Raw genomic sequence first — 10,376 nt, 5'->3', positions numbered from 1 at the left:
CTCAGCGAGTCAGCCCGCCGGAAAGCCCTGCCGGCCTGGCTGCACGAGTACAACCATCACCGGCCCCACACCGCGATCGGCAACCGCCCGCCCATCACCCGCTTGACCAACCTGTCCGAGCAGTACATCTAGTCGTGGTGGACCGGCGCCTCGTGGCCGGCGTGCGTGCCGGCCTCCAGCTGGAAGGTGCAGTGCTCGACGTCGAAGTGGTCGCCGAGGCAGGCGCACAGCGCGTCGAGCACCCGCCCGCCGTGCCCGGCCTCGAGCTCCTCGTCGGCGACCACCACGTGCGCGGAGAGGACCGGCATCCCCGAGGTGATGGTCCAGGCGTGCAGGTCGTGCACGCCGGTGACGCCGGGCACCCCGAGGATGTGCTGCCGCACCCGGTCCAGGTCGACCCCGCGGGGGGCCGCCTCGAGCAGGACGTCGAGAGCCTCGCGCAGCAGCGACCACGCCCGCGGCGCCACGAGGACGGCGATGACCAGCGAGGCCACCGTGTCGGCGGGTGTCCAGCCGGTGAGCGCGATGACGACGGCGGCGGCGATCACGGCGACCGAGCCGAGCGCGTCGCCGAGCACCTCCAGGTAGGCGCCGCGGACGTTGAGCGACCCGGTGCGGCCGCGGTGCAGCAGCGCGAGCCCGACCAGGTTGACGGCCAGGCCGAGCGAGGCGACGCCGAGCATGACGCCGGAACCGACCTCGGGGGTCTCCCCGATCCGGCGCACCGCCTCCACCACCACGTACGCGGTGACCGCGAGCAGCAGCAGCCCGTTGGCCACCGCGGCGAGGATCTCCAGCCGCTGCCAGCCGAAGGTCCGCCGTCCCCGGGGTGGCCGCTGCGCCAGGGACACCGCCCCCAGGGCGAGGCCGACGCCGAGCGCGTCGGTGGCCATGTGGCCGGCGTCGGCGAGCAGCGCGAGGGACCCGGAGACCAGGGCGCCGACGACCTCGGCGGCCATCACCAGGAGGGTGAGGACGAGCACCACCGCCAGCCGGCGGCGGTGCGCCGCCGACGCCGTCCCGGCCCCGTGGCCGTGACCGTGGCCGTGCCCGTGCCCGTGGCCGTGCCCGTGGCCATGGCCCATCAGCAGTCCCTCCCGGTCGCGCGCGGCATGCCGCCATCCTCCCGCAGCGGGCCGCCGGCGCCCGGGCGGCGACCGTCAGACGGCGACGCCGCGCTCCCGCAGCCACGGGACGGGGTCGACCTTCTCCCCGCCGAGCCCGCCGATGATGACCTCGAAGTGCAGGTGCGGGCCGGTGGACTGGCCGCGGTTGCCCAGCAGAGCGATCGTGTCGCCGGCGCGGACGACCTGCCCGGGCTGCACGAGGATCTCGTCCATGTGCCCGTAGACGGTGACGTCGCCGTTCTCGTGCTGGATGTAGACGACCAGGCCGTAGCCGCTGGCCGGGCCGGCCTCGAGGACGACGCCGTCCATGGCCGCGTACTCCGGCGTGCGCATCGGCGCGGCCAGGTCGATGCCGGCGTGCATGCGTCCCCAGCGCTCCCCGAAGCCGCTGGTCAGCCGGGCCCCGGCCACCGGGAGGACCGCCTGCGGCCGGGCCGCCTCGGCCGCCGCCGCGGCCGCCGCCTCCGAGGCGAGCCGGTCGGCCTCGACCTGCGCCTGCGCGGCCGCGGCCTGCTCGGCCTCGCGGGCGGTGCGGCTGGCCGTCAGCTCCTGCAGCCGCTCGGCGTCGGGCAGCACGGGGGTCGCGTCGGACCGGGTGTCCAGCCCGAGCTCCTCTGCCACGCTCACCGAGGAGCCGCTGCCCGCCGCCTGCGCGACCCGGTCCCCGACCGTGAGGGCGCCCAGCGCCGCCGCGCCCACCAGAGCCGCGGCCAGGTACGCCGCCGGACGACGCGCCCGGGCCGGGGGGGCGTGCCACCGGCGGCGGGGACGCCCGGGCAGCACCGGGGCGGGGGCGAGGTCCGGGACGCCGGCGAGGGCGACCGCCTCGGCGTCGGACGTCAGGGCGGACAGGTCGTCGACGGGAGCCAGCCCGGGTGCGGCCGCCTGCGGCGCGTCCCCCACGCGCCGGCCGATCCCCCGGTCGGCCCGCCGGCGGCCGGAGGGCCGGGCGGGGACGGAGGGGGCGGGCACCGTGCGGGACCGGTCGGGGTGGAGGGGGCTCATGCACCAGGCTTCCGGGAGGTGACAGGACTCGGCCCACCACCCCGGCGGGTGGTGGGCCGGGGCCCATGTAAACACGCCGTGACCATTTCGTGATGTGACGGTCGGGGCACTGACCAGCGCCTTTGTGTCCTGGCTCACCGAGATGCACCGGCGCGGTTCGACGGAGCGTCACCTGGTGTGACGCACCGCGCTCGACGCGCCGGGTGGGCTCAGGTGCCCGGGGCGATGCACCTCACGCCGGGCAGGAGAGGCCCGACCGAGCTCACCGACCCCCGAGGAGCAGCTCTCATGCGCGCAGTCACCTGGCACGGCCGGGCCGACGTCCGGGTGGACACCGTCCCCGACCCGACGATCCAGGAGCCGACCGACGTGATCGTGGAGATCACCTCGAGCGGCATCTGCGGGTCGGACCTGCACCTGATCGAGGTCATGGCCCCGTTCATGACCGTCGGCGACGTCATGGGCCACGAGCCGATGGGCATCGTCCGCGAGGTCGGCTCGGAGGTCACCGCCGTCCGGCCCGGTGACCGGGTCGTCGTCCCCTTCAACATCTCCTGCGGCACCTGCTGGATGTGCTCCGAGGGCCTGCAGTCGCAGTGCGAGACCACGCAGAACCGGGAGCAGGGCTTCGGCGCATCCCTGTTCGGCTACACGAAGCTCTACGGGCAGGTGCCGGGCGGGCAGGCCGAGTACCTGCGCGTCCCGTTCGGCAACACGCTGCCGATCAAGGTCCCCCAGGGCCTGCCCGACGACCGGTTCGTCTACCTCTCCGACGTGGTCCCGACCGCCTGGCAGGCGGTCCAGTACGCCGCGACCCCGCCCGGCGGGACGCTGCTCGTGCTCGGCCTGGGCCCGATCGGCGACATGTGCACCCGCATCGCCCGCCACCTGGGCATCGAGAAGGTGTACGGCGTCGACGTCGTCCCCGAGCGGCTCCGGCGGGCGACCGCCCGCGGCACGGAGGTCATCCGCTCCACCGACCAGGACGACGTGGTCTCGGCCATCCGCGACGCCACGCAGGGGCGCGGGCCCGACGCGGTCATCGACGCGGTCGGCATGGAGGCGCACGACTCGCCGTTCGCCTGGGCCGCGCAGAAGGCCTCGGCCGTGATCCCGGACGCGATCATGGAGAAGGTCATGCAGGTGGCCGGCGTCGACCGCCTGGCCGCGCTCAACACCGCCATCGAGGCGGTCCGCCGCGGCGGGACGATCTCCCTGTCGGGCGTCTACGGCGGCGCCACCGACCCGCTGCCGCTCATGCGGATGTTCGACAAGCAGATCCAGCTGCGCATGGGCCAGGCCAACGTCTGGCGCTGGGTGCCCGACATCCTGCCGCTGCTCACCGAGGGCGACCCCCTGGGCGTCGACGACTTCGCCACCCACCGGGTGCCGCTCGAGCAGGCCCCGGAGGCCTACGCGAACTTCCGGGAGAAGAAGGACGGCGCGGTGAAGGTCCTCCTGCAGCCCTGAGCGGGAGCCGGCGCCCCCGCGTGTGAGGAGCCCCACCCGGCGTGCGGGGCATGCCGCGCGGGGGTAGCGGCTTGGCCTGGGGGAGGGTCGTCCGCGGCCCCGGCCGGACGACGACGTCCGCCGCCCACCGTCGTCGTCCCCCAGGAGCCCTCCCCCGTGCCCCGCGGTCTGCTCGCCCTCGCCATCGGTGCCTTCGGCATCGGCACCACCGAGTTCGTCGTCATGGGGATGCTGCCCCAGATCGCCGGCGGGCTCGGTGTCTCCGTGTCGGCCGTCGGGCTGCTCATCTCCGCCTATGCGGTCGGCGTGGTGCTGGGCGCCCCCACGCTCACCGCCCTGGGGGTCCGCTTCCCGCCCCGGCGGGTCCTGGTCGCGCTGATGGTCGTCTTCACCGTCGGCAACCTGCTCTCGGCGCTGGCCCCGACCTACGAGACGCTGGTCGCCGCCCGGGTGCTCACCGCGCTGGCGCACGGCTCGTTCTTCGGGGTGGGTGCGGTCGCCGCCCGGAAGCTGGTCCCGCCCGGCCGGGCCACCCGCGCGATCTCGCTGATGATGACCGGGCTCACCCTCGCCAACGTGATCGGCGTGCCGCTGGGCACCTTCGTCGCCCAGCAGACCAGCTGGCGGCTCGTGCTCGGCGGGATCGCGGTCATCGGCCTGGTCACCATCGCCGGCCTGCTGGCCTGGTTGCCCGACGAGGCCGGCGAGGGCGGGGACCTGCGGGCCGAGCTGCGCGCCTTCCGGCGCGGCCAGGTCTGGCTGGTCCTCGGGCTCACCATGGTCGGCTTCTCGGCGCTGTTCGCCGTCTACAGCTACGTCAGCCCGATCCTCACCGACCTCGGCGGCATCCCCGAGGTCTGGGTGACCCCCGTCCTGGCGCTGTTCGGCATCGGCACCACCGTGGGGACGCTGGCCGGCGGCCCCCTCGGCGACCGCTTCGGCTTCGCCTTCGTCGTCGTGGGGCTGCTCGCCACGGCCGGCGTGCTCGTCGCCTTCGCCGTCCTGGCCCGGACCCCGGTCGCCGCGGTCGTGCTGCTGGTGCTCTTCGGCACGCTGGCCTTCGCCCTCGGCCCGGTCGTGCAGAACGGGGTGATCGTCGCCGCGCGGGTGCCCGGCGGCAGCCTGGTGTCGGCGGCCAACCAGGGCGCGTTCAACGTGGCCAACGCCCTGGGGGCGGCCCTCGGCGCGGCCGTGCTCACCGCCGGGTTCGGCTACACCGCCCCCGTCTGGGTGGGTGCGGTCCTCGCCCTGGCCGGCTCGGGCGTCGCCGTCCTCGCCCTGGTGGCCGAGCGGCGGGCGGCCGCGCCGGCGGCGCTCCCCGGCGACCGGGTCCCCGCACCGGAGGTGAGCGGCGCCGCACGCGGGTAGGAGGCGGGCATGACCGCCACCGCCGGCCGGTCCGGTGCCTTCCCCCTCGGCGACCGGTCGGTGCACCGGCTCGGCTACGGCGCGATGCAGTTGGCCGGGCCGCACGTCATGGGTCCGCCCGCCGACCGGGCCGGCGCGCTCGCCGTGCTGCGCCGCGCGGTCGAGCTGGGCGTCGACCACATCGACACCAGCGACTACTACGGCCCGCACGTCACCAACGAGGTGATCCGCGAGGCGCTGCACCCCTACCCGGACGACCTGGTGCTGGTCACCAAGATCGGGGCGCGCCGGACGCCGGACGGCGCCTGGCCCGAGGCGCTCTCCCCCGCCGAGCTGCGGCAGGCGGTCCAGGACAACCTCGACCACCTCGGCCTGGACGTGCTCGACGTGGTGAACCTGCGCATGCCCGGCTTCAGCGCCCCGGTGCAGCGCTCGCTGGCCGAGCCGTTCGAGGCGCTGGCCCGGATGCAGCAGGAGGGGTTGGTCCGGCACCTCGGCGTCAGCAACGTGACGCCGCAGATGCTGGCCGAGGCCCGGTCGATCGCCCCGGTCCTGTGCGTGCAGAACCACTACAACCTGGTGCACCGCGGCGACGACCCGGTGGTCGACGCACTGGCCCGCGAGGGCGTGGCGTTCGTGCCGTTCTTCCCCCTGGGCGGGTTCACCCCGCTGCAGTCGGCCGCGCTGGAGACCGTGGCGCGGCGGCTGGCGGCCACGCCCATGCAGGTGGCGCTGGCCTGGCTGCTGGCCCGCAGCCCCAACGTGCTGCTCATCCCGGGCACCTCCTCGGTGGCCCACCTGGAGGAGAACCTCGCCGCGGGTGCGCTGGTGCTCGGGCCGCGGGAACTCGAGGAGCTCGACGCGATCGGCGGCACGCCCGCGGCGTGACGCCGGCGGCCGGGCGCGGGACCGTCAGCGGCCGGGCGCGGGACCGAGGACCCGGTCGAGGTGCGCGTTGGCCAGCACCCCGGTCGGGTCCAGCCGGTCGCGCACGGCGAGGAACTCGTCGAAGCGCGGGTATCGGCCGCGCAGCGCGGCGGCGTCCAGCCCGTGCAGCTTGCCCCAGTGCGGCCGGCCGCCCACCGCCGCGGCGATCGACTCGAGGGCGCGGAACCACGGGCCCGGGTCGGTCCCGGCCGGCACGTGGGCGGCGACGTAGGCGGTGTCGCGCCCGCCGGCCGTCGACAGCGGGATGTCGTCCGCGGCGGCCAGCCGCACCTCGACCGGGAAGGCGGTGCGCCAGTCGCCCGCCTCGTGCACCCGGCGCAGCTCGGCGAGGACCGCCGGGGCCTCGGCGCGCGGCACCGCGTACTCCATCTCCAGGAACCGCACCCGCCGGCGGCTGACGAACACCCGGTGCGAGTGGTCGGTCCAGGTCCGCGGGCCCAGCGCCCGGGCGGAGAAGCGGGCCAGCGGCGGGACGAGGGCGGGCACCCGCCGCCCGGCCGCGACCACGCCGGCGAAGGCGACGTTGGCGAGCACCTCGTCGTCCCACACCGCCCTCCAGCGGGGCAGCGGGTCCATCCCGTCGTCCAGGCCCACCCGGGTGTGGCACTTGAGCAGCGTCGCGTCGGTGTGCGGGAACCAGTAGAACTCGACGTGGTCGGTGGAGGTCATGAGCTCCTCGAAGCGCTCCAGCGCCTCGTCCAGCCGACCCGGGCCCTCGACGGCGTGCAGGGCGAACGCCGGCTCGGCCTGCAGGGTCACCGCCGTCACGACGCCCAGCGCGCCCAGCCCGACCCGGGCGGCGGCGTACACGTCGGGGTGCTCCTCCGGCGTGCAGCGCAGCACCTCCCCCGCCGGCGTGACCAGCTCCAGCGCGCGCACCTGCGTGGCCAGCCCCCCGAAGGCGGCGCCGGTGCCGTGCGTGCCGGTGGCCAGCGCACCGGCCACCGTCTGGCGGTCGATGTCCCCCAGGTTGGTCAGCGCCCACCCCGCCCGGCACAGCTCGGCGTTGAGCCGGTAGAGCGGCGTCCCGCCCCCGACGGTGACCAGCCCGTCGCCGGTCACCGAGATGCCGGTGAGCCCGTCGAGCACCAGCTGGACCTGCTCCGGGCGGCCGATCGCCGAGAAGGAGTGGCTGCTGCCGATCGGCCGGACCCGGCTCCCCGAAGCGGTGGCCGCGGTCAGCTCGGCCACCACCTCGTCGACCGAGCCCGCGTGCACGACCCGGGCGTCGGCGCGCTCGTTGCCGGCCCAGTTGCGCCAGCGCGCCTCCCCCGCGTGCGCGACCGCCGCCGACCCTGGCACGCGGGCACTCTGCCCGGCGGAGAGTGCGCAGGTCAACCGGCCGATGCCACCCTTGACCCTCCGCGGTCGCGCGGCCACGCTCACCCCGGTGAGCGCCGTCCCACCCCCGGCCCGCGCCCGGCTCGACCGGGCGACCGCGGACCTCGACCCACCCCTCGCCGTCCTCGACCTCGACGCGCTCGACGCCAACGCCGACGACCTGGTGCGGCGCGCCGGCGGCCTGCCCGTGCGGGTGGCGAGCAAGTCGGTGCGCTGCCGGGCGGTGCTTCGACGGGTGCTCCCGCGGCCCGGCTTCGCCGGCGTCCTGGCCTACACGCTGGCCGAGGCGCTGTGGCTGGCGGGCGGCCCGGACCCGGTCAGCGAGGACGTGGTCGTCGGCTACCCCACCGCGGACCGCGCTGCGCTGCGCCGCCTGGTCGCCGACGGGATGGCGGCGGCGCGGGTCACCCTGGTCGTCGACTCGACCGACCAGCTCGACCTCGTCGACGCGGTGGCTCCTCCTCCGCGGCGGCCGCCGGTGCGGGTCTGCCTCGACGTCGACGCCTCGCTGCGGGCCGGGCCGCTGCACGTCGGGGTCCGCCGGTCACCGGTGCACACCCCGGCGGAGGCCGCCGCGCTGGCCCGCGCGGTGACCGGCCGGCCGGGCTTCGTCCTGGCCGGGGTGCTGGCCTACGAGGCGCAGGTCGCCGGCGTGCCCGACGCCCCGCCCGGGCGGCGGGCCCGCGGCCTGGCTGTGCGCGGTCTGCAGGCGGTGTCGGTCCGCGAGCTGGCCGGGCGCCGGGCCGCGGTCGTGGCGGCGGTCGCCGCGGTCGCCGGGCCCGGGTTCGTCAACGGCGGCGGCACCGGCAGCCTGGAGCGCACCGCCGCCGACCCCGCGGTCACCGAGGTCGCGGCCGGCTCGGGGCTGTTCGGGCCGACGCTGTTCGACGGCTACCGCGCCTTCACCCCGCGCCCGGCGGTCCTGTTCGCCCTGCCGGTGACGCGGCTGCCGGGCCCCGGGCTGGCGACCGTCGCCGGTGGTGGCTGGGTCGCCTCCGGCCCGCCCGGCGAGGACCGGCTCCCCCGCCCGGTGCTCCCCGCGGGCCTGCGGCTGCTGGGCACCGAGGCCGCCGGGGAGGTGCAGACCCCGCTGCGCGGCCCGGGGACGGCGGGGCTGCGGGTCGGCGACCGGGTGTGGTTCCGGCACGCCAAGGCCGGGGAGCTGTGCGAGCACGTCGACGTCCTGCACCCGCTGTCCGGGGATGCGCGGGGCGAGCCGCTCCCGACCTACCGGGGCGAGGGGCAGGCGTTCGGCTGAGGTCGGTCCGCGGACCCGCCGGCCAGCGCCCGCGCCGCCGTCACGTCGTCCTCGTCGAACCCCCGACCGTCGGGTCGGCCCGACACCGGGCCGACCGTCGGACGGTGATCACGGGGTTCTTGCCGGGGACACGCGCGGGCGCTCCGGCGGAGCGGGCAAGAAGCCCATGATCACGAGAGAGCCGAGGGCCCCCGCGTGCTCGGGCCACGGCGTCAGCGGGCGCGGGCCACCCGTGCCTCGTCGAACACCGGCTCGGCCGACTCGTAGACCCGCCCGTCCCCGCCGAAGACGAGGAAGCGGGCGAAGGAGCGGGCGAACCAGCGGTCGTGGGTGACCGCGAGCACCGTGCCCTCGAAGGCGGCCAGCGCCTCCTCCAGCGCTTCGGCGGACAGCACGTCGAGGTTGTCGGTCGGCTCGTCGAGCAGGAGCAGCGTCGCGCCGGAGAGCTCGAGGCGCAGGACCTGGAAGCGCGCCTGCTGCCCGCCGGAGAGCGTTCCGAAGACCTGGTCACCCGACGCCGCCAGGCCGTAGCGGCGCAGCGCGGCCATCGCCCGGCCGCGGTCGACCCCCGGCCGCCCGGGCTCGCCGTGCCACAGCAGGTCGACCAGGGTCCGGTCGAGCCACCCGGGGTGGGCGTGGGTCTGCGCGAACAGCCCGGGGACGACGCGGGCACCGAGCCGCCAGCTGCCGGTGTGGACGACGTCCTCCCCGGCCAGCAGCCGCAGGAAGTGCGACTTGCCCGCCCCGTTGGCGCCCAGCACGCCGACGCGGTCGCCGTACCAGACCTCCAGGTCGAACGGCCGCATGAGCCCGGTGAGCTCCAGCTGCTCGGCCACGACCGCCCGCACCCCGGTCCGGCCGCCGCGCAGCCGCATGGCAACCGCCTGCTGCGGCGGGCGGTCCGGCGGCGGGCCGGCCGCCTCGAACCTCGCCAGCCGGGTCTGCATCGCCCGGTACCGCGAGGCCATGTCCGGGGAGTTGGCGGCCTGCTGCTGCAGCGTGCGCACCAGGTCCACGAGGCGCTGGTGCTCCTCGTCCCAGCGGCGGCGCAGCTCGGCCAGCCGCTCGTGGCGGGCCTCGCGCGCCGGGGCGTAGGAGGCGAACCCACCGCCGTGCACCCACGCCGTCCCGCCCTCGACGGTGACCACCCGGTCGGCCACCCGCGCCAGCAGCTCCCGGTCGTGGCTGACGAACAGCACGGTCTTGCGCGTCTCCAGCAGCCGCTGCTCGAGCCACCGCTTGCCGGGCACGTCGAGGTAGTTGTCGGGCTCGTCGAGCAGCAGCACCTGGTCGGGCCCGCGCAGCAGCGCCTCCAGGGCCAGCCGCTTCTGCTCCCCGCCGGAGAAGGTGGACAGCTCCCGGTACTTGCAGCGCTCGTAGGGCACCCCGAGCGCCGCGACCGTCACGGCGTCCCAGGTCACCTCGGCCTCGTAGCCCCCGGCGTCCCCCCACTGCGCCAGCGCGTCGGCGTAGGCAAGCTGCGCGGCGTCGTCGTCGGTCTCCATGAGGGTCAGCTCGGCGGCCTCCACGGCCTCCCACGCGGATCGCACGGCGGGCGGCGCGAGGTCGACCAGGAAGCGCTGCACGGTCGTGTCGTCGCGGACCGAGCCGATGAACTGGCGCATGACGCCGAGGCCGCCGGAGCGCGCCACCGCGCCCGCCTCGGGGACGAGGTCGCCGCCGATGATGCGCAGGAGCGTCGTCTTGCCGGCGCCGTTCTCGCCGACCAGCGCCGCGCGGGCTCCCTCGCCCACCCGGAAGGACACCTCGTCGAGCAGCACCCGCCCGTCGGGGAGGGTGTGCCGGACACCGGTCACGTCGACGTAGCCCACCCCGACATGGTGGCGGGCGGGGCAACA

General features: G+C 76.3%; 9 protein-coding genes. 5 read left to right on the top strand and 4 right to left on the bottom strand.

Annotated features, from left to right (window positions below; translation table 11 throughout):
* Positions 1-132 (top strand): integrase core domain-containing protein (locus ACI8AC_RS19870; RefSeq protein ID WP_456899560.1); only part of this gene is annotated, 132 nt, incomplete at its 5' end.
* Here the strand turns inward: ACI8AC_RS19870 and ACI8AC_RS19865 are convergent.
* Together ACI8AC_RS19865 and ACI8AC_RS19860 are read right to left on the bottom strand one after the other, a co-directional pair.
* Positions 129-1,085 carry a cation diffusion facilitator family transporter gene (locus tag ACI8AC_RS19865; protein WP_456899559.1) on the bottom strand — a complete coding sequence of 319 codons (957 nt, stop codon included), beginning with the start codon at positions 1,083-1,085 and terminating at the stop codon, positions 129-131. The genes ACI8AC_RS19870 and ACI8AC_RS19865 overlap by 4 nt on opposite strands.
* Positions 1,086-1,160: 75 nt before the next feature.
* On the bottom strand, positions 1,161-2,132 hold the full coding sequence (locus tag ACI8AC_RS19860) for a M23 family metallopeptidase (RefSeq protein WP_456899558.1): 972 nt from the start codon (positions 2,130-2,132) through the stop codon (positions 1,161-1,163).
* Positions 2,133-2,420: 288 nt separating this feature from the next.
* Here ACI8AC_RS19860 and ACI8AC_RS19855 point away from each other — a divergent pair, with 288 nt between their 5' ends.
* The 3 genes from ACI8AC_RS19855 to ACI8AC_RS19845 all read left to right on the top strand — a co-directional run bounded on the left by ACI8AC_RS19855 (position 2,421) and on the right by ACI8AC_RS19845 (position 5,858).
* Positions 2,421-3,602, top strand: coding sequence for an alcohol dehydrogenase catalytic domain-containing protein (locus ACI8AC_RS19855; protein ID WP_456899557.1), 1,182 nt, complete (start codon positions 2,421-2,423; stop codon positions 3,600-3,602).
* A gap of 156 nt (positions 3,603-3,758) precedes the next feature.
* Complete coding sequence (locus ACI8AC_RS19850) at positions 3,759-4,970, top strand: MFS transporter (protein WP_456899556.1); 1,212 nt, start codon at positions 3,759-3,761, stop codon at positions 4,968-4,970.
* Positions 4,971-4,979: 9 nt separating this feature from the next.
* Positions 4,980-5,858: an oxidoreductase gene (locus ACI8AC_RS19845; RefSeq protein ID WP_456899555.1), complete on the top strand. Its 879-nt coding sequence runs from the start codon at positions 4,980-4,982 to the stop codon at positions 5,856-5,858.
* A gap of 24 nt (positions 5,859-5,882) precedes the next feature.
* Here ACI8AC_RS19845 and ACI8AC_RS19840 read toward each other — a convergent pair whose 3' ends face one another.
* Positions 5,883-7,220, bottom strand: a complete 1,338-nt coding sequence (locus ACI8AC_RS19840) for a D-arabinono-1,4-lactone oxidase (RefSeq protein ID WP_456899554.1) — start codon at positions 7,218-7,220, stop codon at positions 5,883-5,885.
* Between the two features lie 88 nt (positions 7,221-7,308).
* On the opposite strand from ACI8AC_RS19840, the gene ACI8AC_RS19835 reads away from it, so the two are divergent.
* On the top strand, positions 7,309-8,517 hold the full coding sequence (locus ACI8AC_RS19835) for an alanine racemase (protein ID WP_456899552.1): 1,209 nt from the start codon (positions 7,309-7,311) through the stop codon (positions 8,515-8,517).
* Between the two features lie 212 nt (positions 8,518-8,729).
* Here the strand turns inward: ACI8AC_RS19835 and ACI8AC_RS19830 are convergent, their stop codons facing one another.
* A complete protein-coding gene (locus ACI8AC_RS19830; protein WP_456899551.1) occupies positions 8,730-10,349 on the bottom strand; it encodes an ABC-F family ATP-binding cassette domain-containing protein in 1,620 nt (539 codons plus the stop codon).
* Positions 10,350-10,376: the final 27 nt, after the last annotated feature.

Source organism: Geodermatophilus sp. SYSU D00758 (assembly GCF_054049955.1).
This window is presented reverse-complemented; position numbering and strand designations above follow the sequence as displayed.

Excerpts from the sequence above, each read along its gene's own strand:
- ACI8AC_RS19865 (WP_456899559.1), bottom strand. The coding sequence starts at position 1,085 with ATGGGCCATGGCCACGGGCACGGCCACGGGCACGGGCACGGCCACGGT.
- ACI8AC_RS19860 (WP_456899558.1), bottom strand. The coding sequence starts at position 2,132 with ATGAGCCCCCTCCACCCCGACCGGTCCCGCACGGTGCCCGCCCCCTCC.
- ACI8AC_RS19855 (WP_456899557.1), top strand. The coding sequence starts at position 2,421 with ATGCGCGCAGTCACCTGGCACGGCCGGGCCGACGTCCGGGTGGACACC.
- ACI8AC_RS19845 (WP_456899555.1), top strand. The coding sequence starts at position 4,980 with ATGACCGCCACCGCCGGCCGGTCCGGTGCCTTCCCCCTCGGCGACCGG.